This is a genomic window from Microbacterium sp. LB12, from assembly GCF_037150835.1.
Lineage (GTDB): Bacteria > Actinomycetota > Actinomycetes > Actinomycetales > Microbacteriaceae > Microbacterium.
The window spans coordinates 52,681-78,878 of sequence record NZ_JBBCPF010000006.1; the positions used below are offsets into that span (position 1 = coordinate 52,681).

Consider the following 26,198-nt stretch of genomic DNA (forward strand, 5'->3'; position numbering starts at 1 on the left):
TGCACCGTCGGCCTCCTTTCGCTGTCAGGCGTCGATCGACTCGCGCGACAGCCGGTCCGAGGAGTCGATGATGAACTCGCGCCGCGGGGCCACCTCGTTGCCCATCAGCAGCTCGAACACACGGCCCGCGGCCTCGGCGTCCTCCATGCGCACTCGGCGCAGCAGACGTCCGGAGCGGTCCATGGTCGTGTTCGCCAGCTGCTCGGCATCCATCTCGCCGAGACCCTTGTAGCGCTGGATCGGCTCGTGCCAGCGCTTGCCCGCCTTGCGGAGCTTCGCCAGCAGGGCGTGCATCTCCTGCTCGCTGTACGTGTAGATCGTCTCGTTCGGCTTCGAACCGGGATTCATCACGATGATGCGATGCAGTGGCGGGACGGCCGCGAAGACGCGGCCGTGCTCAATCAGCGGGCGCATGTACCGGAAGAACAGCGTGAGGAGCAGAGTGCGGATGTGGGCGCCGTCGACGTCGGCATCGCTCATCAGGATCACCTTGCCGTAGCGCGCCGCATCGATGTCGAACGTACGGCCGGAGCCGGCACCGATCACCTGGATGATCGAGGCGCATTCGGCGTTCGACAGCATGTCGCCGACCGAGGCCTTCTGCACGTTGAGGATCTTGCCGCGGATGGGCAGCAACGCCTGGAACTCGCTGTTGCGTGCGTTCTTGGCCGTGCCCAGAGCCGAGTCTCCCTCGACGATGAACAGCTCGCTGCGCTCCACCTCGTTGGTGCGGCAGTCGACGAGCTTGGTGGGCAGCGTCGAGGATTCCAGCGCGTTCTTGCGCCGCTGCGTCTCCTTGTGGGCACGTGCGGACACGCGCGCCTTCATCTCCGAGACGATCTTGTCGAGCAGTTGCGTCGCCTGGCTCTTGTCGTCGCGCTTGGTCGAGGAGAAGCGGGCCGCGAGGTCCTTGCGGATGACCTGCGCGACGATCTGCCGGACGGCCGGAGTTCCGAGCACTTCCTTGGTCTGACCCTCGAACTGCGGCTCCGGCATGTTGACGGTGAGCACCGCGGTGAGTCCGGCGAGGACGTCGTCCTTCTCGAGCTTGTCGTTGCCCACCTTGAGTCGGCGGGCGTTCTGCTCCACCTGCGTGCGGAGCACCTTGAGCAGCTCCTGCTCGAAACCCTGCTGGTGCGTGCCGCCCTTGGGCGTGGAGATGATATTGACGAACGAGCGGATCTTGGTGTCGTAGCCCGTGCCCCAGCGCAGCGCGATGTCGACGGCGCAGACGCGCTCGACCTCGGTGGCGACCATGTGACCGTCGGCCTGCAGGACGGGGACGGTCTCCTTGAACGTGCCCTCCCCCTGGATGCGCCAGTTGTCGGTGACCGGCGGATCGACCGCGAGGAAGTCCACGAACTCGGAGATCCCCCCCTCGTACAGGTAGGAGGTCTCGGTGGGGCCGAGCGTGATCGTCTCGCCATCCGAGTCCGGGACCGGGACGACCTGCCCGGCCGCGCGTTCGTCCTTGACGAGGATCTCGAGCCCCGGCACGAGGAATGCGGTCTGACGAGCGCGCGTCTCGAGCTCACTCAGCTGGAACGCCGCGTCCTTGGTGAAGATCTGCCGATCGGCCCAGTAACGCACCCGAGTGCCGGTGACCCCGCGCGGAGCTTTGCCGATGACGCGGAGTTCGCTGTTGTCCTCGAACGGCGTGAACGGTGCGTCAGGGCGCTTCTCCCCGGAGTCCGTGAAGATTCCGGGCTCGCCACGGTGGAACGACATCGCGTAGGTCTTGCCTCCGCGGTCGACCTCCACGTCGAGACGCTCTGAGAGCGCGTTGACGACCGAGGCACCCACACCGTGCAGACCGCCGGACGCGGCGTAGGAGCCGCCACCGAACTTCCCACCGGCGTGCAGCTTCGTGTAGACGACTTCGACACCGGTGAGACCGGTGCGCGGCTCGACGTCCACGGGGATGCCGCGACCGCGGTCGTGCACCTCGACACTGCCGTCGGCGTGCAGGATGATGTCGATCTTCGAGCCGTTGCCGGCGACGGCCTCGTCGACGGAGTTGTCGATGATCTCCCAGAGGCAGTGCATGAGGCCCGGAGAGCCGTTCGAGCCGATGTACATGCCGGGGCGCTTGCGCACGGCCTCGAGGCCTTCAAGCACCTGGAGATGATGGGCGGAGTACTCGGCATTCACAATCTCCGAGTCTATTCTCGGCAGCCTGCTCACCTCCGCAGACACTCCCCGCGGAAGCCCACTCGGAGCCGCGCCCGTACGCGCTGAGCGAAACACGCCGCAAACCGGGCATGCGTACAGGTGCAGCGTGGTTGTATTGACCAAATCCCCCAAGCGAAGCCGACACCCGAGGAGGCACCGAGATGAACGCAACGACCGAACGTGACACCTCCACCGTCGAGTTCCGCCTGACCGCCATGGATCGTTGCGATTCGTGCGGTGCTCAGGCGTACATCGCCGCGGAGGTCAACGGGTCCGAGCTCCTGTTCTGCGCCCACCACGGACGCAAGTACGAAGAGAAGCTCCGCTCTGTCGCCACGAGCTGGCACGACGAGACCGCACGACTCATCGAAGCGGTCTGAGCGGACCACTGACTCCGGTCAGTCGACGACGACTCTGCGCACACGCGGCGTGAGCCGGGTGAGGATCTCCTCGCCGACGGTATCGATCCGCTCGGCGAGGGTCGTCGCCGAAGACTCTCCGTGCTCGCCCGGGCCGAACAGCACGACCTCGTCACCCACTCGTGCGCCCGTCCACGACTCGACGATCGACGAAGTGTGGGCGATCTTCCGAAGCACTCGACCTCCGGCGGGAGTCCCGACGATCGCACCGCTGAGCGTCGAGGGAATGCCGTCGAAGCTGCCGATGCCGATCACCACCTCATCACCGACCACAGCCGTGACGGTCGCGACGAGACTCGCGACCGGACGGATCCCGTCGAGTTCGGGTCCCTCAGCGGAACGGATCCCGTAGCAGAACGCGCCGATGCGTGACAGCGTCCCCCGCAGCTCCGGTCGCCACCACGACGCCGCGGAGGCGGTCAGATGCAGCGCCTCGGGGACTGCGCCGGATCCCCCGACGACCTGGATGGCGTCGAGGAACACCTGCCGAGCGGCGTCGTCCTCGGCGTCGCTCGCCTCCGCGATGTGACTCCAGACGCCGTCGAGCTCGACGACACCCGCCCGCTCGGCCGCGCGGGCCTCGGACACCGCGGCAGACCAGTCCTCGGGGAGGATGCCGTTGCGATGCAGACCCGTGTCGATCTTGAGGTGGACGCGTGCACGGGTGCCGAGCGCCTCGGCACGAGCGATGATCCTGCGCAGGTAGTCGACGGTTCCGACGCCGAGATCGATCCGATGCAGCAGCGCGTCATCGATCTCCGAGTCCGTCGAGGTCACCCAGGCGAAGATCCTGGCGTCGCCCCCGGCCAGCCTGCGGATCTCGACCCCGCTGCGGATGTCGTAGCTCCCGAACCACTCGATGCCACGCGCGACGGCGTTCTCCACGGCCCACGAGAGCCCGTGTCCGTAGGCGTCGTCCTTGAGCACGAGCATCAGCGCAGAAGGTGCCACGCGTGTGCGGACGGCATCGATGTTGGTACGGAATGCGCCGCTGCTCAGTCGCAGTTCGGGACGCGTCATGCTTCCCACCCCCGTGCGGCGTGCGCGCCGGCCACGGACACGAGTTCGGCGACTCCCATGCCGGTGACGGCAGCCCAGCGGGCCAGCCCCGCCGACGCCGGGCCTCCACCGCCGAAATAGGTGGCCTCGGCGCCGAGCTCCGCGGACGCGCCTTCCAGGTCGACGACGCAGACGTCCATCGCGACCCGACCGACGATCGGCCTTGCGATACCGTCGATCTCCACGTTCGCGCGGTTTCCCAGCGCGCGGACAATGCCCTGTGCGTACCCCCCGGTCACGAGCGCCACGGTCGTCTTCGCCGCAGCGCGGAAAGTGTATCCGTACGACACGGCGTCACCCGGCTGCAGCCGCTTGGTCGAGAGCACCCGACCCGTCAAGCGCATGACCGGGCGCGTCGCCGACTCACCCTGCGCGTCGGGGAGGCCGTAGAGAAGGTATGCATCGACATCCGGTTCTCCGGCCGTCACGGCTTCGATGCCCTCGAGCCGCAGCGCCTCGACCGCACCGCGCCCATCGACGAGTACCCGCTCCGCTCCCGCGGCGGTCACCGCCTGCGCGACGGCGAGGATCCCGTGGCCCCAGGCGTCGCGTCGAAGATCGGCGATCCGGCCCCCGGCGAGAACCGCAGCGGATGCTCCCGCGGCCAGGGCGGAGCGGGACATGATCGCTCGCGGCTGGGCACTGGACGTCGTCTCACACACGTGTTCCAGCCTAGCTTCCGCCTCCCAGGTCGCCCGCCGACGCCCCCGTAGACTGGTGGGGACCCCGACCCTGGAGCCTCATGACTCGTCTTTCTCTCGCGCCCCGCATCCGCTATCTGCTGGGACGTGCCCGCCGCATCGACGTCGGATCGGTGGTGGAGCGAGCCAAGGAGGCATCCGAGCAGCACCACAAGGCCGTACCCGCCATCGTGGTCGACATGCTGTGGTCCGCCGCGCGTCACAACGTCGGGTTCCAGGACTACATCGACTACGACTTCGCGATCCTCACCCGCGCGGAGCGTGAGACGTACATGACCCACCCCGTGTCGAACCAGCTCTCGCAGCGGTTCGACCACCCCGACTACCGCTGGATCTTCCAGGACAAGGTCGAGTTCGACAAGCAGTTCTCGCATTTCCTCAAGCGTGAGTGGATGATCGTCGAAGAGGGCAACGCCGACGCGGTCCGCGAGTTCACCCAGCGACTCAGCACGATCGTCACGAAGGAGCCGGTCGGACAGGCGGGCACCGGCGTGCACCGGTACCACGCGGCCGACATCGAGGACTGGGACGAGTTCCACCGTGGGCTGCTCGACCGTGGCGAGCTTCTCATCGAAGAGGTCATCCGTCAGCACGATGCGCTTGCGGCTGTGTGCCCCGGCACCGTGAACACGACCCGCATCACCGCCTTCTTCGACGGAGAGAAGGCGCACATCCTCGCGATGGCGCAGAAGTTCGGACGCGGGGCCGTGAGCGACCAGATGACGTTCGGCGGCTTCTACACGATGCTCGACGAGAACGGGCATGCGGTCGGCGCAGGCTACGACTCGCACGGGCACGTGCACGAGACGCACCCGGATTCCGGCTTCCGCATCGCGGACTTCCAGCTGCCGTGCATGGACGAGGTGCGCACCTTCATCGACGAGGTCGCCCGCGTCGTGCCTCAGGTGCAGTACGTCGGATGGGACGTCGTCGTGTCACCGGATGGCCCCGTGCTCGTGGAAGGCAATTGGGGCGCAGGGGTCTACGAGAACAAGCCCAGCGTCACCGGCATCCGCACCGGCCACAAGCCCCGCTACCGCGAGGTCATCGGCTTCTGACCCCGTTGCCCGGTTCCCGAGACGCGAACCGGCCCCTTCTACGCGAACCGGCCCCCTCCATACATATGGAGGGGGCCGGTTCGATGTGAAGGGGGTGGTTCGGCGCGCGGGCCGTCAGATCGCGCGGACGATACCGAGCGGCGTGGACTCCAGGCCCTGTCCGAGCGGGTTGTCGCCGAGGATCCGGACGAGACGGTGCTCCCCGGCCTTGTCGAGCGTCGATCCGAGGATGTTGCCACCGAGATCGTTGATGTCGACCACTGCGACCTCCGCCTGTCCGCCGATCAGTTTCTTCAAGCGCGCAGCGACACCGTCCGGGTCCTTCGGTCCGAGCACGACCGCCTCGTTGTACGGCGGGATGGTGTGCTTGGTGGGACCGTCGATCGCCCGGGCCTTGTCGCCAGCGATGCGGTAGAAGTCACCACGACGGCCGAACGCCTTGGTCACCGCGGCGACAGCCGAAGCGAACAGGATGCGAGGCGTCCCGCATTCCCGCAGCGCCATCTCCATCGTCTCCGGCATGCCGAGCCCGATGCCGTACGGCGTACGCGTGACGTACTTCGAGAGGAACAGGGCGAGCTTGCGGGGCTTGATCTCGTCGAGACGATACGACCGTCCCTGCGTGATCGCCACGATCTTCTCGGTCACGAACAGCAGGTCCCCCGGCTGCACGGCGTCCTTCGCGTACTCCGTGATGACCGCGTCGAGGTCGTCATCCGGCATCACGACGCGGGTACGCAGCGGGATACGCGCATAGCTCTTTCCGTCGACGCTCGTCTCGAGCGCCTTGCCCTCGTTTGCCTGCATCACTCGAGGTAGTCCCGCAGCGACTGCGAGCGGCTCGGGTGACGGAGCTTCGCCATCGTCTTGGACTCGATCTGACGGATGCGCTCGCGGGTGACGCCGAACGTGTCTCCGATCTGGTCGAGCGTCTTCGGCTGACCATCGCCCAGGCCGAAGCGCATGCGGATCACGCCGGCCTCGCGCTCGGAGAGCGAGTCGAGGAGCTGCTCGAGCTGACGCTGCAGCATCGTGAAGCCGACCGCGTCGGCGGGGACCACGGCCTCGGTGTCCTCGATGAGGTCACCGAACTCGCTGTCGCCGTCTTCGCCGAGCGGCGTGTGCAGGGAGATCGGCTCGCGGCCGTACTTCTGCACCTCGACGACCTTCTCCGGGGTCATGTCGAGCTCGCGGCTGAGCTCTTCCGGAGTGGGTTCGCGACCGAGGTCCTGCAGCATCTGACGCTGGACGCGGGCGAGCTTGTTGATGACCTCGACCATGTGGACCGGGATGCGGATCGTGCGGGCCTGGTCGGCCATGGCGCGGGTGATCGCCTGACGAATCCACCAGGTCGCGTAGGTCGAGAACTTGAAGCCCTTGGTGTAGTCGAACTTCTCGACCGCGCGGATGAGACCGAGGTTGCCCTCCTGGATCAGATCCAGGAACTGCATCCCACGGCCGGTGTAGCGCTTGGCCAGCGAGACGACGAGACGGAGGTTCGCGCCGAGCAGGTGGCTCTTCGCGCGCTGTCCGTCACGAGCGACCCACTGCAGGTCGAGCCCGAGCTGACTGGTCTTCTCGGCGGCCGTCATCGCGGAGAGCTTCTCCTCCGCGAACAGGCCGGCCTCGATGCGCATCGCGAGCTCGACCTCTTCGGCCGCGTTCAGCAGTGCGACCTTGCCGATCTGCTTCAGGTAGTCCTTGACCGGATCCGCCGTCGCGCCGGTGATCTGCGTCGAGTAGACCGGAACGTCTTCGTCGTCGTTCGACGAGATGACGATCGCGCCGGTCGGCAGCGGCTCGGTGAAAGCGGGCTTGGCGTCCTCATCCTCGTCATCGCCATCCTCGACGGCGGCGACGGCAGGCGACTCGTCTTCTTCGACGATGTCATCGGACTTCTTCTTCTTCACGGGCGCGCGCTTCGCAGCGGCACGCTTCGCCGCGCTCAGGGGCGCGGGCTTCTCGGGCGCATCGGCCTCGACCGGAGCGTCGGCGGTCGTCTCTTCGGCAGCCTTCTTCGTCCGGGTGTTCTTCGTCGTGGCAGGAGTCACGTTTCGCCTTTCACGGGACTGCTGTGAAGCCCCGGGACATTTCGGACACTAGTAAGACCCTTGTCAAGTCCAGTGCTCGAAAACACCGATTGACAACGGGTCAGAGTCCTAGTATCGCACACGTGTGGCGATGCGGACGCATTCCGACGAAGTTCTCGCCGATCCGCCTCAACCTCGACCGGGCTTGTCCTCGTCGCCGGAGGGGCGCGAGGCCAGGTAGCGCTCGAGCTCGGCCGCCAGTTCATCGGCACTGGGAAGGTCGCGCTCGCTGAATCCGCCCTCGTCGTACGAGTCATCGTCCGGGTTGCGGCCGGCCATGTAGGCGTCGTACCGGCGCTCGAGGTTATGCACCATCTGCTGCAACTCGTCGTTGCCCGCGACCTGTTCGTCGACGCGCGCCAGGTAGTCTTCGCGGCGCTCCTGCACGGCATCGAGCATGAGCACGAGCCCCGTCGAAGCCATCAGCCGCTCGGCGGCGGCGATCACCGCATCCGGGTTCTCGGTCTCGGCGAGGTAGTGCGGCACGAGGAGGACGAACCCCACGGCGCGGTCTCCGTGCTCGACGAAGCGGAACTCGAGGAGATGCCCTGCCGTCGCCGGCACCTGCGTGCGCGGACGCCACACCGAGTGGGCCACCGTGAGCTCACGGCGGTTGCCGCTGACGGTCGTCCCGATGGGACGGGTGTGCGGAACCGGCATCGCGATGGAATGCACCCAGTGCAGACCGGACACCTCGAACTCGGCGGCGAGATCGAGCACCGTGCTCGCGAAAGCATTCCACGCGAAGTCCGGCTCGTAGCCCGCGAGCAGCAGGAAGGGGCGCCCGAGAGCGTCCGTGGCGAGCGACAGTTCGAGCCGGGGCGGTCGGAACTCGGTCAGATGATCCTGATCGAACGAGATCACCGGACGACGTGCGCGATAGTCGAGCAGCACGTCGTTGTCGAAGATCACGACCGGCTCCGGAGAGGCCGTCTCGCGCAGATGGTCGATCAGGCCGGAGACGGCGTTGCCGGCATCGGTGAAACCGGTCAGAAGCAGCACCAGAGGCAGGCCGTGCGGCACTGTGGGCGCATTCGCGACGCGTTCGTGGATCTCACCGGAGAAGGGCATGTCTCCATGCTACGAGCAGGTCCGGACGCCGGGGCGCGGCGCATCATGCTGAGAGCGAACACGCGCACACGAGGGCGGACGGCCATGGTGTGGCGAAGATCCTAGGATGGAGACATGACGCTTCCCGTGCTCGCGCACACCACCGAAAAGTTCCCCGGAAGCGCTGCAGATGCCGCAGTGCTCGTCGTGTCCGCACTCTCGGAGTCGACGGAATCGTTGACCGCGTACCCCGGCCTGTCGGAGATTCTCGCCGGAATCGGATTCACCGGCGCTGCCGGATCCTTCGCTCGGGTATACGCGCCCGACGTCACCTCGCTGCCGTTCGCCGTGGTCGGAACGGGCGACAAGGTCGATGCGGCCGCGGTGCGCTCCGCGACCGGAACCGCCCTTCGCTCGTTCACCGGGTTCGACCACATCGCCATCGGGCTCGCCGACGGCCTCGAGCAGTTCGCAGCGGCCGCCGCGGAAGGCGCTGTGCTCGGCGGTCACCGTTTCGACGGCTACCGCACCGAGAAGGGGAAGACGCGCGCGAAGACGGTCACCCTGCACGCCGGGATCGGCGACGAGGACGCGCACCGCGCCCAGGTGATCGGCGACGCCGTCGCCCTCATCAAGGACCTCGTGAACGTGCCCGCCGACTGGCAGAGCCCCGCACAGCTCGCGCAGAGCGCCGCCGACAGCGTCGCCGATCTCGACGTCGCCGTGGAGATCCTCGACGAGGCCGCCCTCGCCGAGCAGGGCTTCGGCGGCATCCTCGGCGTCGCGCAGGGGTCGGACCGTCCGCCGCGACTGGTCCGCCTGGACTACTCCCCCGCCGGAGCCGAGCGCCACATCGCGCTGGTCGGCAAGGGCATCACCTTCGACACGGGCGGACTGTCGCTCAAGCCCGCGGCCTCGATGGTCGGGATGAAGTTCGACATGGCCGGAGCGGCCACGTCCCTCGCCGCGCTCCGTGCGATCGCGGCGCTCGGTCTCCCCGTCCGCGTGACGGCGTGGCTCTGCATCACCGACAACATGCCGTCCGGCCGCGCGCTGCGTCCCGGCGACGTGATCCGCATCCTCGACGGGACCAGCGTCGAGGTCCTCAACACCGATGCAGAGGGTCGGCTCGTGCTCGCCGACGGACTCGTCGCCGCCAGCCGCGAGACGCCCGACGTGATCATCGACGTGGCCACCCTCACCGGCGCGATCGTCGCAGCCCTGGGACACCGTCACACGGGCGTGTTCGGCGACGACGACACGGTCGCCGAGTTCCTCGCGGCAGCGAAGCAGGCGGATGAGCTCGCCTGGCACATGCCGCTGCCGACACACATGGAGGAGTCGCTCGAGTCCCCCATCGCCGACCTGCAGAACGTGAACATGAGCGACCGCATGGGCGGGGCGTCATTCGCCGGCCTGTTCCTGCGTCGATTCGTCGGGCGCACCTCGGAGGCGGACGACGCTCCCCGCATCGCCTGGGTGCACCTCGACATCGCGGGCTCCGGCGAACACGCCGGCGCTCCCTACGGCTTCACCGAGAAGGGCCCCACCGGGGCGATGGTCCGATCGATCGTCGCCTTCGCCGAAGCATCCCACACGGAGGCATGAACACATGACAACCCACACCTTCGACATCGTCGTCCTGGGCGGCGGCAGCGGCGGATACGCCGCGGCTCTGCGAGCGAGTGAGCTCGGCAAGTCGGTCGCCCTCATCGAGAAGGACAAGGTCGGCGGAACGTGCCTGCACCGCGGCTGCATCCCGACCAAGGCGCTGCTGCACGCGGCCGAGGTCGCCGAGCACGTGCGCGATGCCGCCTCCGTCGGCGTCACGGCGACGCTCGACGGCATCGATCCGGCCGGAGTGCGCGCGTACCGCGAAGGCATCGTGGCGAAGAAGTTCAAGGGCCTCGAAGGTCTCGTCAAGGCGCGCGGCATCACGACCGTGGCCGGACTCGGACGCCTCAACCCCGACCGCAGCGTGAGCGTCGGCGACGACGTGTACGTAGGCGCGGACGTCGTGCTCGCGACCGGCTCGTACAGCCGTTCGCTCCCCGGCCTCGAGATCGGAGGGCGCATCCTCACCAGTGAGCAGGCGCTCGCGCTCGATGTCGTGCCGGAGCGGGTCCTCATCCTCGGCGGAGGCGTCATCGGCGTGGAGTTCGCCAGCGTGTGGCGCTCGTTCGGCTCAGAGGTCACCATCATCGAGGCCCTGCCGCACCTGGTGCCCAACGAGGACATCGCGCTGAGCAAGGGTCTCGAGCGTGCCTTCCGGCGGCGCGGCATCCAGTACTCGCTCGGCATCCGCTACCAGAGCGCGGTGCAGGACGACTCTTCCGTCACCATCACGCTCGAGGACGGCAAGACGTTCACCGCCGACTACCTTCTCGTCGCCGTCGGCCGTGGGCCGGCGACGGCTGATCTCGGCTTCGAAGAGGCCGGCGTCGCACTCGACCGTGGCTTCGTGACCGTCGATGAGAATCTGCGCACCGGTGTCCCCGGCGTCTGGGCCGTCGGCGACATCGTCCCGGGGCTGCAGCTGGCGCACCGAGGATTCCAGCAGGGCATCGCCGTCGCCGAGCGCATCGCGGGACTCTCGCCCGCGAACATCCCCGATGTGCAGATCCCCAAGGTCACCTATTCGAGCCCCGAGGTCGCGTCGGTCGGCGTGACCGAGGCGGCGGCGATCGACGAGCATGGAGCAGACGCGATCGTCGCCTACGAGTACAACCTCGCCGGCAACGGCAAGAGCGAGATCATCGGAACCGGAGGTCTCGTCAAGGTCGTCCGCCTCAAGGACGGTCCCGTCATCGGTGTGCATCTGCTCGGCGACCGCGTCGGCGAGCTCATCACCGAAGGGCAGCTCGCAGTCGCCTGGGAGGCGCACCCCGAGGACATCGCCCCTCTGATCCATGCCCACCCGACCCAGAGCGAGGCACTCGGCGAAGCCTTCCTCGCTCTGGCGGGCAAGCCCCTGCACGCCCTCTGAGCACCAACCGGTGCCCGAGTCACTAAGCTAGACAAGCGTCATACAACTTCCTGAAGGAGACTCAGTCATGAGCACATCCGTCGTCCTCCCCGCTCTCGGCGAGAGCGTCACAGAGGGTACGGTCACCCGCTGGCTCAAGCAGGTGGGAGACACCGTGCAGGCGGACGAGGGCCTGCTCGAGATCTCGACCGACAAGGTCGACACCGAGATCCCCTCCCCTGTGAGCGGCGTGATCGAGGAGATCCTCGTGGCCGAGGACGAGACCGTCGAGGTCGGCGCTCTCCTCGCGCGCATCGGCGATGGCAGCACCGCCGCCCCGGCTGCGGATGCTCCGGCCGCGGCAGAGCCCGCCACTGAAGAAGCGCCTGCCGAGGCTCCCGCGGCCGAGGCTCCCGCGCCCGCGGCCGAGACTCCCGCTCCCGCTGCGGAAGCGCCCGCCGCTGAGGCCGCCCCGGCTGCACCCTCCGGTGACGCCACCGACATCGTCCTCCCCGAACTCGGCGAGAGCGTGACCGAGGGCACCGTCACCCGCTGGCTCAAGCAGGTCGGTGACAGCATCGCAGTCGACGAGGCGCTGCTGGAGATCTCTACCGACAAGGTCGACACCGAGATCCCGTCGCCGGTTGCCGGCGTGCTGCAGGAGATCGTCGCGGGCGAAGACGAGACCGTCGCCGTCGGTGCTGTGCTCGCGCGTGTCGGTTCCGGCGCTGCTCCTGCGGCGGCACCCGCCGCGGCAGCTCCCGCGGCCGAAGCTCCCGCCGCCCCGGCACCTGCTGCTCCGGCTCCTGCTGCTCCCGCCCCCGCCGCCGCCGAAGCTCCCGCTGCTGCTCCGGCACCTGCTGCCCCGGCACCCGCCGCGGCGCCCGCGCCGGCTGCTGCCGCTCCGAAGCTCACGCTGCCTACCGAGAACGACAACCTGTACGTGACGCCGCTCGTGCGCCGCCTCGCCGCCCAGCAGGGCGTCGACCTGGCTACCGTGGCCGGAACCGGTGTGGGTGGGCGCATCCGTAAGGAAGACGTGCTCAAGGCCGCCGAGACCGCGGCAACTGCCCCTGCGGCCGCTGCCGCAGCGGCTCCCGCTCCGCTCGAGATCTCGCCGCTGCGCGGTACCACGCAGCCGATGTCGCGACTGCGCAAGGTTCTCGCCAAGCGTGCCGTGGAGTCCATGCAGCAGACGGCTCAGCTCACCACGGTCGTCGAGGTCGACGTCACGGCTCTCGCGGAGTACCGCGACAGCGTGAAGGCGTCGTTCCTGCAGAAGACGGGCGACAAGTTGTCGTTCCTGCCGTTCTTCGCACTCGCGACGGCCGAAGCGCTGCAGGCGTTCCCAATCGTGAACGCTACGGTCGACGGCGAGAACATCGTCTACCCGGCAAGCGAGAACGTCTCGATCGCCGTCGACACCGAGCGCGGCCTGCTCACTCCGGTGCTGCGTGACGCCGCGTCGAAGAACATCGCGCAGATCGCGCACGAGATCGCTGACCTCGCCGCTCGTACCCGCGACAACAAGCTGAAGCCCGACGAGCTCGCCGGAGGCACGTTCACGCTGACCAACACCGGTTCGCGTGGCGCTCTCTTCGACACTCCCGTCGTGTTCCTGCCGCAGTCGGCCATCCTCGGTACCGGCACGGTCGTCAAGCGTCCCGGCCTCGTCAAGGTCGGCGGATCCGACGCGATCGCCATCCGCTCGTACGTGTACCTGGCGCTCTCCTACGACCACCGCATCATCGACGGCGCCGACGCGGCCCGCTTCCTCGGTGCGGTCAAGGCTCGTCTCGAAGCAGCGCAGTTCGCCTCGCAGCTCGGCGCCTGACACGGAGTGATCATCCTGGCTGGTCCGCGACGTCGTAGACGTCGCGGACCAGCCATTTGTCTTCCACCCGGATGAGAACAGCCATCAGCTGAGCCGGAGCCGATCCGTGTGCGCGGCCGCCGTCGCCTGCCGCATCGCCGACGTTCAGCCGAATGACGGCGACATCCCCGTACTCGTCCACAAGTTCCGCTGCCGGCGCACGCGTACCCACCTCCGCGAGAGCGTCCACAGCACCGCTCGAGCCCGCCGCGACCGCTTCTCGACACGACATGTCTCCCCGCGCATGGCACGCAGCGATCGCCACCGCCAGCTCTGCGGACGCGGCGACTGGGTCTTGCTCACTCGGGCGCTCGGCGTCTCCTGCCCGCGGCGCATCGCCCGAAGAGCGCTTGTTGCCAGACGATTCCTCGGCGGACGATCCCGCACTCCGCGAGGGAGAACTCGATGTGGACGGCACCGCGTCGCCCGCTGCACTCCCCGCATCGCCGCCGCTGGGCCAGAGCAGTCCACCGACCAGCACGACCGCCGCGACTCCGCCTGCCAGGAAGAGCGAATGGCGCCTTCGTCGACCTCGCGATTCCGTTCCGTCCGCCGCTCGGGAACGCGGGAGCCACCGCGAAAGGCTCGCGCGCACGCTGTGGAGATGCCCGACCACGGCGTCGACCGCGGCGCGCAGCGCATCGACACCGATGCCGTGGCCCGCGCGCCTGCGGTCGCGCCCGCGCGCACGGTCCGTACGCAGACGCTGAGCACTCGGCGCCGATCCTCGCGTGCTCGAAACCACCGTCCGCGCGAGCTCCCTTGCGCGCTCTGGCGCAAGGACTCCGCGCTGAAGAGGCTGCGGCGCGGCGACGTTCAGCAGCTCGGCCTCCCAGTTCTCCACGAGTCGGCGCGGCACCTTCGGCTGCGCGATCGTCTTGGTAAGTCCCTCCTCGATCGCGCCGACCGCCCGCCGCACGACCTTCTCAGCGCAGTGTTCGCGCACGCTCGCGAGGATCTCGATGACTCCCGCACGTGCATCCGGCCCGTCCCCCAGCACGAAGACCGGGCGCCCGCCGTCCGTGAGCCACCAGACCCCGGTGCGCACGCCTTCGGCCCCCTCCCCGAGCTCATCGAGCCCGCGCAACAGGCTGATCACGAGAGTGCTGCACTCCCCTGCGCTCAGCGCCGCCTCCCCCGCGGCGCGCCGGACCAGGTACCCCAGAACCCGATCGGTGCACCAGGGAAGCAGCACCTCGTGACCTCCCCTGCGTCGGCAGACGTCGATGGGTGCCGCGACGTGTTCGGCCCCCGCGAACCGCCACCCCACCCATCCCCCCAGACCCGCGGCGTCCGCACGCACGCACACCTCGTCCCCCGAGGTCACGAGCGCACCCGCGAACGGCCCCTCCTGCGCATCGAGTGTGCGGATCACTCGATGCACACCCGGAAGAAGCACCGTCCCCCTGCCGCCCTCGTTCTCGCTGTCTGCCATTCCCCCATCACACCGCAGCGCAGCGCAGCGAACTCCGTGATCCAGGGCGATGGGGAGCGATTGTCTCGGACCTCCCGCGCGTGCAGGAATAGTGGCCGATCTCCACTCCGCTTCACGCGAACGGCGACATCACGGCGCCCTCGGACTCGGTAGGCTGGTGCCCATGGCAAAAAGTGCTTCTGAACCCGAAAAGCGTCCTGGGTTCTTCTCCCAGATCAAGTCCCTCTTCCGGTTCACGCGCGAGGCATACGCCTGGCTGCCCTGGGCACAGGCCGCGATCCTGGTCGCCGGCATCCTCCTCGGTCTCGTCGCCGGATACCTGATCCCGCCGTTCCAGGTCTGGACGCTCATCCTCTGGGCGATCACCGGACTCATGCTCGGCATCCTCGGCGCGCTCTTCCTCATGACGCGACTGTCGACGTCCGCGATGTACATGAAGATCGACGGCATGCCCGGCGCCACCGGCCACGTGCTCAGCACGAGCCTCGGCCGCAGCTGGCAGGCCTCGGAGACGCCCGTCGGCATCAACCCGAAGACGCAGGAAGCGGTGTACCGCACGATCGGACGCGGCGGGATCGTCGTCGTCGGCGAGGGAGCACGCGGCCGTCTGACACGCCTCGTCAACGAGGAGCGCAGCAAGGCGCAGCGCGTCGCGCACGGCGTGCCCGTGACCGTCCTCTACGTCGGACACGGTGACGACGAGGTCGCTATCGCGGATCTCGCGAAGACCATCAAGAAGCTCCCCAAGGCGATCGACAAGGCCACCATGGCCGCCGTCATCCGCCGGGTGGAATCCGTCTCGCAGTCGCTCTCGTCGTTGCCGATCCCGAAGGGCATCGACCCGACGAAGGTGCGCTCTCAGCGCCCTCGTTGAGCCGGATCCCGCACAGACCCGCAGAGCGCGGCCGTCCTCCGTCGAGGGCGGCCGCGCTCTCTTTCACTCCGACAGCGGCTGCCGAGGAAGACGCCGGACCTTCGCCCGCCGACGACGACGCTCCGGAACCATCGACCGCATCTCGTCGAGCTTGCCGAAGCAGAACAGCCGGTCGTCGGCCTCGAGGACGACGTGCTTGCGCGGGTTCGGGATCACGCTGACACCGCGGTGGAGTGTGAGTACCGTGATGTCCCGCTCCCACAGTCCGGCTTCGCCCAGGGTCTTGCCGACCAGATCGACCGCACCGTGCACCATGAGCTCGGCGACACCGTAGCCCGTCGACACCGTCAAGCGCTGACGCACGTCGATCTCGGGGAACGCGACCTGCCCGGCGATGTAGTCGATGATGGCGCCGGCGACGTCGAGCTTGGTCGCCGTCTCGATGCCCTGCAGCCCCGGTGAGGAGTTGACCTCCATCACAAGAGGCCCGTCGTCGCCCTCCAGCATGTCGACACCCGCCACGCGCAGACCCATGATCTGCGCGGACCGCACCGCCGCGCGCTCGTACACGGGGTCGAGCTCGACCGCTTCGACGGATCCTCCGCGATTCACGTTCGAGCGGAACTCGTCTCCTGCCGCGGAGCGCCGCATCGCTGCCACGACGCGATCCCCCACGACCAGTGCGCGGATGTCACGGCCGCGGCTCTCGGCGATGAACTTCTGGATGAGCACGTTCTGCTTCGTGGAGTGCAGTGTCTCGATGATCGCCTCCGCGACCTTGACCTGCGGCGCGAGGATGACGCCGATCCCCTGCGTGCCCTCGAGCAGCTTGATCACGACGGGCGCTCCACCGACGCGCTCGATCGCCGGCCGCACGTCGGCGCGGTTGCGTACGAAAGCGGTCGGCGGCATCGCGATGTTGTGACGCGACAGGATCTGGTTTGCGCGGAGCTTGTCGCGCGCACTCGAGATCCCGTTGGCCGTGTTCGGCGTGTAGACGTCCATCTGCTCGAACTGCCGCACCACCGCCGTGCCGAAGTACGTGATCGAGTTGCCGATGCGCGGAAGGATCGCGTCGTAGTCGCTGAGCTGGCGCCCCCGATAGTGCAGGTCGGGTTCGTCGGCCGTCAGATCGATCGCGAAGCGCAGCGTATTGAGCACCTTGACGTTGTGCCCGCGCTGAAGCGCGGCTGCTCGCAGTCGCTGGGTGGAGTACGCCTGCGGCGCGCGGGAGAGCACTGCGATCTTCACGGGGGATTTTTCCTGCCAGGATGTATCAGGTGAGTAGGTCTACCCCCCATTCAAACACCCTTACGGGGTGGCGAGAATGGGTGAGCCTGCCCGATCTCGGAGTCGACTGGCTCAAAGCCAAGATCGACACGGGCGCGCGCACCTCTTCTCTGCATGCATTCGACATCGTGGAGTTCATCCAGGACGACGAACCCTGGGTGCGGTTCAAGGTCAAGCCCTGGCAGGACAGCCAGGAGGATGCCGTCGTCGTCGAGAGCCCCGTGCACGACCGGCGAGCCGTGCGCAGCTCGTCGGGCCACGCGCAGGAGCGTTTCGTGGTGGAGCTGTTGATCCGTCTCGTGGATCGCGAAGTCCTCGCCGAGGTGACGTTGAGCAACCGCGATGAGATGGGCTTCCGGATGCTCATCGGTCGTGAAGCACTGCGGCAGGGGTACATCGTCGATCCCGCGAGGTCCTTCCTCGGCGGACGCGCCCCGCGCGAAGCACGTCGGCGCAACCGCGGTCGCGACTGACGCGGCGCTCAGGCGCGGATGAGAACGGTGCCGACGGCTTTGTCGTGCAGGCCGCGCTGATCCGCGTCCCAGATCACCGCGGGCACGACGACCACGAGCAGCAGCGTGCGCACGATCGGACGCCACGGGCCGATCCATCCGCCGCCGAGGCGCACCAGACGCATGCCGAGGATGCGGTGACCCGGGCTGCCGCCCGCCGTCGGGATGAACAGGATCTGCAGCACCGCGAACACCAGCATCGGGGCGAACTGGCTGAGGCCGGCTTCCGTGGGCAGCGCGAACTGGTCGAATCCGAGGAAACCGGTCGCGATGATCGTCGCCGCCGCGTAGTCGATCAGGAGCGCCCCGATCCGTCGACCGGGACGGGCGATGCTCCCGCTGCCCGATTCGGGGAGTCCGAGTCGCTCGCCGGGGTACACGTTCACAGCATCCGTCACTCCCCCAGCCTACCGAGCGCGGAATGTCGCTCTGACGCCCCGGCTCCTGTAACACGCCCGAAACAAAGCGGATACCGTAGAGAAATCCCCCGTCCGTACTCTGCAGAGTGGCCGTGAAGCCATCGATCCGCATTACAGGAGTCGTACATGTTCAAAGATTCGTCCGAGGTACTGACCTACATCAAGGAGAACGACGTCAAGTTCCTTGACATCCGTTTCACCGATCTCCCGGGTGTGCAGCAGCACTTCAACATTCCTGCATCGACGGTCGACGAGGCATTCTTCACGGACGGCCAGCTGTTCGACGGCTCTTCGATCCGTGGCTTCGCGAGCATCCACGAGTCCGACATGCAGCTCATCCCCGATGTCACGACGGCGTACATCGACCCCTTCCGCGAGGCGAGCACCCTCGTGATGCTCTTCGACATCTACAACCCGCGCACCGGAGAGATCTACTCGAAGGACCCGCGCCAGGTGGCCAAGAAGGCCGAGAAGTACCTGTCCTCCACGGGCATCGCCGACACCGCGTTCTTCGCCCCCGAGGCCGAGTTCTACATCTTCGACGACGTGCGCTACTCGGTGACCGCCGGCGAGAGCTTCTACAAGGTCGACTCCGAGGAGGCCGCGTGGAACACCGGTCGCGAGGAAGAAGGCGGGAACCTCGCCAACAAGACGCCGTACAAGGGCGGCTACTTCCCCGTCAGCCCGGTCGACAAGACCGCTGACCTGCGCGACGACATCACCCTCAAGCTCATCGACGCCGGATTCATCCTCGAGCGCTCGCACCACGAGGTCGGCACGGCCGGTCAGCAGGAGATCAACTACCGCTTCGACACGATGGTGCACGCGGCGGACGACATCCTGAAGTTCAAGTACATCGTCAAGAACACCGCCGAGCAGTGGGGCAAGGTCGCGACCTTCATGCCCAAGCCCCTCTACGGTGACAACGGCTCGGGCATGCACACCCACCAGTCGCTGTGGAACGACGGCAAGCCGCTGTTCTACGACGAGGCCGGCTACGGCCAGCTCAGCGACATCGCGCGCTGGTACATCGGTGGAATCCTGGCGCACGCGCCAGCCCTGCTCGCCTTCACGAACCCGACCCTGAACAGCTACCACCGCCTGGTGAAGGGCTTCGAGGCACCGGTCAACCTCGTCTACTCGGCCGGCAACCGTTCCGCCGCGATCCGCATCCCGATCACGGGCTCCAACCCGAAGGCCAAGCGCATCGAGTTCCGTGCGCCCGATGCCTCCGGAAACCCGTACCTCGCGTTCGCCGCACAGCTGATGGCGGGCCTCGACGGCATCAAGAACCGCATCGAGCCGCACGAGCCCGTCGACAAGGACCTCTACGAGCTCCCGCCCGAGGAGGCCAAGGACATCCCGCAGGTCCCGAACTCGCTGCTCGACTCGCTCGACGCTCTCGCGGCCGACCACCAGTTCCTCCTCGAGGGCGGCGTGTTCACCAAGGAGCTCATCGAGACCTGGATCTCCTACAAGTACGAGAACGAGATCCTGCCGATGGCGCAGCGTCCGCACCCGTTCGAGTACGAGCTGTACTTCGGGGTCTGACCCGTTCCACAGCCTGGGGAGATGCCCCGCCGGTCCGCCCGGCGGGGCATCTCGCTGTCTCGGATGTCACCGCGGAGACAGCACTCGTCATCTGCCGCGCAACCGGCTTGACCGCACGAGGTCCGGGTGATCAACTGGTGAGTCTGACCGTCGACCGGGGGAACCATGCGCCGTAGAAGAGTGACCGCGAACACCGAGCCTCGCACCCCTGCCGAGGTGTCCCCCTCGCCGTCGTCCAACGCCGTCGCCGCGTATGCCAGGACCAACCCGTTCATGTTCGGGCTGCTGGGTGCACTCGGCGTTCTCGTCGCGTTGGCGATCGGCGGCATCGTCGGTCAGCTGGCCACCGTCCTGGTCTACATCGGCGTCGCGATCTTCCTCGCGCTCGGGCTCGACCCGATCGTCACCTTCATCGAGAAGAAGCTGCCGCGACCGGCGGCCGTGACGATCGTCGTCGCCGCGGTGGTCCTCGCCTTCGCCGGCATCATCCTCGCGATCGTCCCGATCCTCGTCGAACAGGTGAGCAACCTGATCAAGGACGGACCGAAGATGGTCGAGGACTTCATGGCGAGCGACTGGTACAAGGACATCACCGGGCAGTTCGGCACGACGATCGACGACGCCGTGCAGGGCATCCTGAGCTTCGTCAAGGATCCGAACAACTTCCTCGACATCGGCGGCGGCGTGTTCGCCGTCGGAGCCGGGATCGCCGGCGGGTTCACCGGCATCACGATCGTGCTGATCCTGACCCTCTACTTCATGGCGTCGCTGCGCAGCATCAAGCACGTCGCGGCCCGGTTCGTCCCCGCCTACCAGCGCGACACGTTCAGCGGCCTGCTGGAGGATGTCTCCGGCGCGGTGGGCCGCTACGTGATCGGCCAGGCGAGCCTCGCGCTGATCAACGGCATTCTGAGCCTCATCTTCCTGAGCATCATCGGCGCACCCGTGCCCGCGTTGCTGGCGCTGATCGCATTCATCGGCTCGATGATCCCCCTGGTCGGAACGCTCACGGCGTCCATCATCAACTCGCTGATCTGTCTGTTCGTCTCGCCGCTCACCGCGCTGATCGCGATCATCTACTACCTCATCTACATGCAGATCGAGGCATACGTGCTCTCGCCGCGCATCATGAGCAAGGCCGTCGCCGTTCCCGGCGCTCTCGTCGTGATCGCCGCGGTCGCCGGAGGCGCGCTCGGCGGCATCCTGGGCGCGCTCGTCGCGATCCCGGTCGCCGCGAGCATCATCATCATCGTGCAGAAGGTGACTTTCCCCGCGCAGGACCGGAAGATCGTTCCACCCGCGACCGCGCGCTGAGAGCTCTCGGGGGCGTCGACTCAGCGGACCAGCAGCGCTCCCGCCTGCACGCGGACGTCGAACGTGGTGATCTCCCCCATGTCCTCGCCGTCGATCTCGAACACCAACGGCGTCGCCAGCTCCACGGAGATGGTCTCGACGGGCAGGTGCCGCGCGGACTCGGTGCTGACGGCCTCGTCGGTCGCACCGAAGAGGCGACGGATACCGTTGTCCCACACGAAGGAGCGCAGCGTGTCCAGCCACTGCAGTGCACCGTCGGCGCTGACCATGAGCACGTCGAGCTTGCCGTCGTCGAGCACGGCGTCAGGCAGCAGCCGGATTCCGCCCTGGACCATGCCGCAGTTGCCGATGAGCATGGTGTGTCCCCGCACGGCGACCGCCTCCTCACCGTCGATCTCGAGGGTGATATCGGTCATCTCCGTGCCCGCCAGTGCCCGGCCCATCGCCTCGACATAGGCCAGCCAGCCCGCCTTCGACTTGAGATCGTCGTCGGTCTCCACCAGCATCTGCGCATCGATGCCGAACCCGACCATGACCGCGAACGCGTGCTCCGCGCCGTCGTACGACACCCACCCCAGGTCGATCCTGCGCGGCTCGGCGTCGCGGACCCGCTCGAGCGCGGCGGTCACGTTGTTCAGCGGCACCTCGAGGTTGCGGGCGAGCAGGTTGCCCGTGCCCTGCGGCACGATGCCCAGAGCCGTCTCCGATCCCGCGAGGGACTCGGCGACAGCGCGGACGGTGCCATCGCCTCCGACGGCGATCACGATCTCGCGGCCATCGGCGACAGCCTCCGCGGCCATGCCCACACCGGGATCTTCGGGCGTCGTCTCCCACCACCGGATGTCGACGTCGCCGTCGAAGACCTGCGTCACCCCCGCACGCAGGGCGGCGGCGTCGATCTTCGACGGGTTCCAGACGATTCCAATGCGCGATGAGGCCATACCGCTCAGCATGGGCGACCCCGTCCTGAATCGCAAACGGAGACGGACGTCAGTCGAGCTTCAGCAGTTGCTCCAGCTTCTCGTGCGCCGAGATGTCGTTGCCCGCGCCGCTGAATCGCAGCGTGACGTGCTCGATGGCACCGGTGAACGGGAAGTGCGGCGTGTCCGCCGGGTAGCCGTCCGTGACGGGCGAGAGCGAGTACTCGCCGACGTCCATGCACCCTGCACCGAAGCGCGCGCGGTTCTGCCGCGGCACGGTTCCCGTGCCCACCTCGACCTCGTCGATGTACAGTCGCACATCCTGCACGTGCAACGACCAGCCGCCGCCGTCCCCGCCCACGCAGATGAGCATGCCTTCCGCCCCGCCTTCCGGAATCGTAACGACCGCCGTGACGGTGTGATCGACATTGGTCGTCTTCGGTGCGCTCCCCTCGGGCAGCCGTGTCATCCCCGGTCGGAACACCACCTCGTCCCGTCCATAGAAGTAGCTGGGTCGCAGACGAGGGTCGCCGCGCTCGATGAATCTGTCGTCGAGCGGGAGCACGTTGTGCGTCGCGGCCTTCTGCATGAAGAGGTCCTGCAGGGCTCGGAGCTTGTCGGGATGCTGCGCGGCGAGATCCTTCCCCTGGCTGAAGTCGTCGCGGAGGTCGTACAGTTCCCAGACGTCGTCGTCGAACGACGCGCTCGCGAAGGTGTAGGCCATGCTGGTGCCCTCGATCGGCTTCTGCGTCACGCCGTCGATCGACGCCGGCTCGGCGATGCCCGCGATCTCGAGCAGCGTCGGCATCACATCGATGACGTGGTGGAGCTGCGAACGGAGCTCACCGTGGGCCGCGATGCCGGCCGGCCACGACACGAGCATGCCGCTGCGTGTCCCCCCGAAATGCGAAGCGATCTGCTTCGTCCATTGGAAGGGGGTGTCTCCCGCCCACGCCCACCCCACGGCGTAGTGCGGTGCGGTTCCAGGATGACCCCACCGCTCCCGCTCGGGAAGCAGCTGCGCGAAGTCGCCGACGTTCCCATCGAGCCCCATCATCTCGTTCAGGAGACCAGTGAGCGTCCCCTCCGCACTCGATCCGTTGTCGCCCACGATGTAGAGGACGGTCGTGTCATCGAGCTCGCCCAGCGCCTCGAAGGCATCGACCACACGACCGACCTCGTGGTCGGCGTGCTCGAGGAAGTCGGCATCCGGACCAGTCCGCCGAAGGCGCTGGACCACCCGAAGCCGACGTCGTCGAGCAGGACGAGCAGGACGTTCGGCGCGCGGTCGGGCGCGGAGACGGGAGGCGGGAAGTCCGCCACCGAGTCCACATAGGTCGTGCCTGTACGACCGTCCGGATACCTCCATTCGGGAGCCGGGTACGTCTCCCGCGAAACGCGGATCGGGAACTGCTCGTCCTCGTCCTTCGACATGGCTCCTCCTCAGTCCACGGGCCACGCGCCCGCAATGATCAGGGCCACGTAGAACCGGCCGGAGGAGAAGAAAAGAGGTCACTCACCCATAGAAGAGGAGCTCGAAGCTCTTCCGCGCACGTCGAGTGACACCGAGATAGTCCTCTTCGAGCTCCGTGGCGGAACGATCCGGATAGCCGAGCAGTCGTCCGATCGCATCCAGCTGCCGGCGGTCCGCGGGAAGGACGTCGCTCGTCTGGCCGGTGAGCAACGTGATCGCCGAGCGGAGCCGACTGGACAGACGCCAGGCCTCCCGCAGGCGCACGGCATGTTCCTCCGGGACGAGGTCCGCCGCCACCGCAGCATCCAGCGCTCCGAGCGTCGACGTCGTCCGCAGTCCGGGAGCCTCGTAGGCGTGCTGCAACTGGAGCAGCTGCACCAGCCATTCGACGTCGCTCAGGGTGCCAGGGCCGAGCTTCAGATGTCGACGCGGATCAGCGCCCTGCGGCAACCGCTCCCCCTCGACCCTGGCTTTGATGCGCTTGATCTCCCGGGTGCCCTGCAGATCGACCGACTCCGGGTAACGGATCGTGTCGGCGAGCATCGTGAAGCGGTCGATGAGCTTGACGCTCCCCGCCACTCCCCTGGCACGCAGCAGTGCCTGCGCCTCCCACGACAGCGACCAGCGTCGGTAGTACTCGGTGTAGGCCTCGATCGACCGCACGACGGGCCCGTTGCGGCCCTCCGGACGAAGGTCGGCATCGAGGTCGAGCGGCAGTCGATGGTCGGTCAGATGCTCACGCAGCCCCGCCACGATCTGCGTCGCGAGCTTCTGCGCACGCTGCGGGTCGACGCCGTTCGCGTCGTAGACATAGAGGATGTCGGCGTCGGAGCCGAAGCCGAGCTCGGCGCCCCCGAACCGCCCCATCGCGATCACCGCGAAGTCCAGAGCATCGTCCTCGGGCGGGACCACCTCACGGATCACGGCCCGCAGCGCAGCCTGGATCGTCGCCTCCGTGATCTCGGTGAGCGCCGTGGCGACCTCCTCGATCGTGAGGACGTCGAGGACGGCGCCCATGGCCGTGCGCAGCAGCTCCCGGCGGCGCAGCGCCCTGACCGCGCGCAGTGCGTCGCCGATCGTCTCGTGCCGCGTCTGGATCGCACGTGCCTCCTCGTCGAGCGCGGCGGCACCGCGCGGACGCAGGCGCCCCGTGCTGTCCAGCCATGCCACCGACTCGGGGATCCACTCCAGCAGCTCGCCGATGTATCGCGACGAGGACAACAGCCGCGTGAGGCTTTCGGCGGCTCCGGACGAGTCTCGCAGCATCCGCAGGAACCACGGGGTGTCACCCAGGCGCTCGCTGATGCGTCGGAACGCGAGCAGGGCGTAGTCGGGGTCACTGCCGTCGGCGAACCAGCGCACCATGATCGGCATCAGGTGTCGCTGGATGGTCGCCTTGCGGCTGAGCCCGCTCGTGAGTGCGCCGATGTGACGCAGCGCCCCCGCGGGATCGCGGAAGCCGATCGCCGCAAGCCGATCGTGCGCCTGGGCGGCCGAGAGCGTGCGCTCCTCCTCCGGCAGTCCCGCGACCGCACTGAGCAGCGGCCGGTAGAACAGGCGGGTGTGGATCTCCCGCACCTCGCGCCGCACGCTCTCCCAGCGCGCCCACACGCCCTCGCCGCTCTCCGCCAGTCCCGTCCCGCGCGCGAGGATCCGCAGGCCCGCCGGTGTCCGCGGCATCAGGTGCGTGCGGCTCAACTCGCGAAGCTGCAGCCGGTGCTCCATCAAGCGGAGCAGCCGGTAGTCGTCGGCGAACGCCGCCGCATCCGCCCGGCCGATGTAGCCGCCGTCGACGAGGGCGTCCAGGCTCTCAAGCGTGCCGCGGGTGCGCAACGACTCGTCCGTGAGGCCGTGGACCAACTGCAGCAGCTGCACCGTGAACTCGATGTCGCGCAGCCCGCCCGCGCCGAGCTTCAGCTGGTAGGCCGCATCCTCCGGGTCGATGTGCTCCATCACGCGCTCACGCATGCGCTGGACGCTCTCGACGAAGTCCTCCCTGGCCGCACTCGACCAGATCTTCGGCTGCACCGCGGCAATGTACTCCGCCCCGAGCTCGGCGTCGCCGGCGAGCGGACGCGCCTTCAGCAACGCCTGGAACTCCCAGCTCTTCGCCCAGCGGTCGTAGTACGCCAGGTGCGACGCGAGCGATCGAACCAAGGCGCCCTGCTTGCCTTCGGGGCGCAGCGCGGCATCCACCTCCCACAGCGGCGGCTCCACCTCGATCGCGTCGAGGTTCCGCATCGTCTCCCGGGCGAGGCGAGTGGCGATGTCGATCGCGCGCGCCTCGCTCACGACCTCCTCGTCGCTGCTGCCGCCCACGAAGATCACATCGACGTCGCTGACGTAGTTGAGCTCGCGCGCGCCCGCCTTGCCCATTCCGATCACGGCGAGCCGGGTCGCGGCGACGGCCTCGCGGCCCATCGCCTCCTGCAGGCGGGTCCTGGCCACCGCGAGCGAGGCCTCGAGGGCGGCTCCGGCGATATCGGCCAGTGCCGCGGACACGGTGGCGACGACCGTCTCGGGCGACGGATGCGTGAGGTCGTACGCAGCGATCGCCGCGAGGTTGCGTCGATACGCGACACGGACCGCGACGACCGCCTCATCACCGCCCGACCGCGCGAACCCGTCAACCGCACCGATCGAGGCCAGCAGCCGCTCCCGCAACTCGTCCGCGGAAGGCAGGCCGGCGATCGGTCCCGCGAGCACGGAGAGCTGCTCCGGATGCCGCAGGAAGAACTCCGCGAGGCCCTCGGAGGCGCCGAACACCCGCCACACGCGTCGACGCGTGAGCTCGTCGTCGAGCAGCGCGCGAAGCGGGGCCGGATCCCTCCTGGCGACTCGCAGCAGCCCTCGCACGGCAGCATCGGGATCGGCGGCATCCTGCGCCTCGAGCAGCACCTCACGCGGTCGATCGAGGATCGTCGCCAGCTCCGACAGGGATGCCGCCGCGTCGCTCAGCTCGGCGAATCCGAGCCTGGCCAGTGCGGAGAGCGAGACGGAATCGTCGGGACGGGCCATGCCG

General features: G+C 67.9%; 21 protein-coding genes. 9 read left to right on the forward strand and 12 right to left on the reverse strand.

Going from position 1 to position 26,198, the window contains the following annotated elements; translation table 11 throughout:
- Positions 1 to 24: 24 nt before the first annotated feature.
- Complete coding sequence (locus WFM69_RS11830) at positions 25 to 2,151, reverse strand: DNA gyrase/topoisomerase IV subunit B (protein ID WP_337004878.1); 2,127 nt, start codon at positions 2,149 to 2,151, stop codon at positions 25 to 27.
- A gap of 182 nt (positions 2,152 to 2,333) precedes the next feature.
- Between WFM69_RS11830 and WFM69_RS11835 the strand changes: the two genes are divergently transcribed.
- A complete protein-coding gene (locus WFM69_RS11835) occupies positions 2,334 to 2,552 on the forward strand; it encodes a DUF7455 domain-containing protein (RefSeq protein ID WP_047519411.1) in 219 nt (72 codons plus the stop codon).
- Between the two features lie 18 nt (positions 2,553 to 2,570).
- Here the strand turns inward: WFM69_RS11835 and WFM69_RS11840 are convergent, their stop codons facing one another.
- Both WFM69_RS11840 and WFM69_RS11845 read right to left on the reverse strand, forming a co-directional pair.
- On the reverse strand, positions 2,571 to 3,611 hold the full coding sequence (locus tag WFM69_RS11840; protein ID WP_337004882.1) for an alanine racemase: 1,041 nt from the start codon (positions 3,609 to 3,611) through the stop codon (positions 2,571 to 2,573).
- Positions 3,608 to 4,312: an alanine racemase gene (locus WFM69_RS11845; protein WP_337004884.1), complete on the reverse strand. Its 705-nt coding sequence runs from the start codon at positions 4,310 to 4,312 to the stop codon at positions 3,608 to 3,610. The genes WFM69_RS11840 and WFM69_RS11845 overlap by 4 nt, the downstream gene beginning before the upstream one ends.
- An 80-nt stretch (positions 4,313 to 4,392) precedes the next feature.
- On the opposite strand from WFM69_RS11845, the gene WFM69_RS11850 reads away from it, so the two are divergent.
- The gene (locus tag WFM69_RS11850) at positions 4,393 to 5,409 is read left to right on the forward strand and encodes a sugar-transfer associated ATP-grasp domain-containing protein (RefSeq protein ID WP_337004886.1); all 1,017 of its coding nucleotides are present in this window, start codon (positions 4,393 to 4,395) and stop codon (positions 5,407 to 5,409) included.
- Positions 5,410 to 5,523: 114 nt separating this feature from the next.
- Here WFM69_RS11850 and WFM69_RS11855 read toward each other — a convergent pair whose 3' ends face one another.
- The 3 genes from WFM69_RS11855 to WFM69_RS11865 all read right to left on the reverse strand — a co-directional run bounded on the left by WFM69_RS11855 (position 5,524) and on the right by WFM69_RS11865 (position 8,570).
- Positions 5,524 to 6,216: a coenzyme F420-0:L-glutamate ligase gene (locus WFM69_RS11855; protein WP_337004888.1), complete on the reverse strand. Its 693-nt coding sequence runs from the start codon at positions 6,214 to 6,216 to the stop codon at positions 5,524 to 5,526.
- Complete coding sequence (locus tag WFM69_RS11860; protein ID WP_337004890.1) at positions 6,216 to 7,460, reverse strand: RNA polymerase sigma factor; 1,245 nt, start codon at positions 7,458 to 7,460, stop codon at positions 6,216 to 6,218. Before WFM69_RS11860 ends, WFM69_RS11855 begins: the two co-directional genes overlap by 1 nt.
- Positions 7,461 to 7,628: 168 nt before the next feature.
- The gene (locus WFM69_RS11865; RefSeq protein ID WP_337004892.1) at positions 7,629 to 8,570 is read right to left on the reverse strand and encodes a proteasome assembly chaperone family protein; all 942 of its coding nucleotides are present in this window, start codon (positions 8,568 to 8,570) and stop codon (positions 7,629 to 7,631) included.
- A 114-nt stretch (positions 8,571 to 8,684) separates the two neighbouring features.
- On the opposite strand from WFM69_RS11865, the gene WFM69_RS11870 reads away from it, so the two are divergent.
- The 3 genes from WFM69_RS11870 to sucB all read left to right on the forward strand — a co-directional run bounded on the left by WFM69_RS11870 (position 8,685) and on the right by sucB (position 13,348).
- On the forward strand, positions 8,685 to 10,157 hold the full coding sequence (locus WFM69_RS11870) for a leucyl aminopeptidase (RefSeq protein ID WP_337004894.1): 1,473 nt from the start codon (positions 8,685 to 8,687) through the stop codon (positions 10,155 to 10,157).
- 4 nt (positions 10,158 to 10,161) lie between these two features.
- A complete protein-coding gene (gene lpdA / locus WFM69_RS11875; protein ID WP_337004896.1) occupies positions 10,162 to 11,535 on the forward strand; it encodes a dihydrolipoyl dehydrogenase in 1,374 nt (457 codons plus the stop codon).
- Positions 11,536 to 11,602: 67 nt separating this feature from the next.
- Entirely contained in the window at positions 11,603 to 13,348 is a 1,746-nt protein-coding gene (sucB, locus tag WFM69_RS11880; RefSeq protein ID WP_337004898.1) for a 2-oxoglutarate dehydrogenase, E2 component, dihydrolipoamide succinyltransferase, read from the forward strand.
- A gap of 10 nt (positions 13,349 to 13,358) precedes the next feature.
- Here the strand turns inward: sucB and WFM69_RS11885 are convergent, their stop codons facing one another.
- Positions 13,359 to 14,822 carry a hypothetical protein gene (locus tag WFM69_RS11885; RefSeq protein WP_337004900.1) on the reverse strand — a complete coding sequence of 488 codons (1,464 nt, stop codon included), beginning with the start codon at positions 14,820 to 14,822 and terminating at the stop codon, positions 13,359 to 13,361.
- Between the two features lie 163 nt (positions 14,823 to 14,985).
- Between WFM69_RS11885 and WFM69_RS11890 the strand changes: the two genes are divergently transcribed.
- Complete coding sequence (locus WFM69_RS11890; RefSeq protein ID WP_337004902.1) at positions 14,986 to 15,696, forward strand: DUF4191 domain-containing protein; 711 nt, start codon at positions 14,986 to 14,988, stop codon at positions 15,694 to 15,696.
- A gap of 63 nt (positions 15,697 to 15,759) precedes the next feature.
- On the opposite strand, the gene WFM69_RS11895 is transcribed toward WFM69_RS11890, so the two are convergent.
- Positions 15,760 to 16,947, reverse strand: a complete 1,188-nt coding sequence (locus WFM69_RS11895) for a RimK family alpha-L-glutamate ligase (protein WP_337004904.1) — start codon at positions 16,945 to 16,947, stop codon at positions 15,760 to 15,762.
- Between the two features lie 20 nt (positions 16,948 to 16,967).
- Between WFM69_RS11895 and WFM69_RS11900 the strand changes: the two genes are divergently transcribed.
- Positions 16,968 to 17,459, forward strand: coding sequence for an ATP-dependent zinc protease family protein (locus WFM69_RS11900; RefSeq protein ID WP_337004906.1), 492 nt, complete (start codon positions 16,968 to 16,970; stop codon positions 17,457 to 17,459).
- Positions 17,460 to 17,467: 8 nt separating this feature from the next.
- Here the strand turns inward: WFM69_RS11900 and WFM69_RS11905 are convergent, their stop codons facing one another.
- Complete coding sequence (locus tag WFM69_RS11905; RefSeq protein ID WP_337004908.1) at positions 17,468 to 17,896, reverse strand: RDD family protein; 429 nt, start codon at positions 17,894 to 17,896, stop codon at positions 17,468 to 17,470.
- 147 nt (positions 17,897 to 18,043) lie between these two features.
- On the opposite strand from WFM69_RS11905, the gene glnA reads away from it, so the two are divergent.
- A complete protein-coding gene (gene glnA, locus WFM69_RS11910; protein ID WP_337004911.1) occupies positions 18,044 to 19,468 on the forward strand; it encodes a type I glutamate--ammonia ligase in 1,425 nt (474 codons plus the stop codon).
- Positions 19,469 to 19,648: 180 nt separating this feature from the next.
- Positions 19,649 to 20,782 (forward strand): AI-2E family transporter, encoded by a 1,134-nt coding sequence (locus tag WFM69_RS11915; RefSeq protein WP_337004913.1) that lies wholly within the window; start codon positions 19,649 to 19,651, stop codon positions 20,780 to 20,782.
- A gap of 20 nt (positions 20,783 to 20,802) precedes the next feature.
- On the opposite strand, the gene WFM69_RS11920 is transcribed toward WFM69_RS11915, so the two are convergent.
- From WFM69_RS11920 to WFM69_RS11930, 3 genes are all read right to left on the reverse strand, one after another.
- On the reverse strand, positions 20,803 to 21,723 hold the full coding sequence (locus WFM69_RS11920; RefSeq protein ID WP_337004915.1) for a diacylglycerol/lipid kinase family protein: 921 nt from the start codon (positions 21,721 to 21,723) through the stop codon (positions 20,803 to 20,805).
- 49 nt (positions 21,724 to 21,772) lie between these two features.
- A complete protein-coding gene (locus WFM69_RS11925) occupies positions 21,773 to 22,942 on the reverse strand; it encodes a sulfatase-like hydrolase/transferase (RefSeq protein ID WP_337004917.1) in 1,170 nt (389 codons plus the stop codon).
- Between the two features lie 276 nt (positions 22,943 to 23,218).
- Complete coding sequence (locus WFM69_RS11930; protein WP_337004919.1) at positions 23,219 to 26,194, reverse strand: bifunctional [glutamine synthetase] adenylyltransferase/[glutamine synthetase]-adenylyl-L-tyrosine phosphorylase; 2,976 nt, start codon at positions 26,192 to 26,194, stop codon at positions 23,219 to 23,221.
- Positions 26,195 to 26,198: the final 4 nt, after the last annotated feature.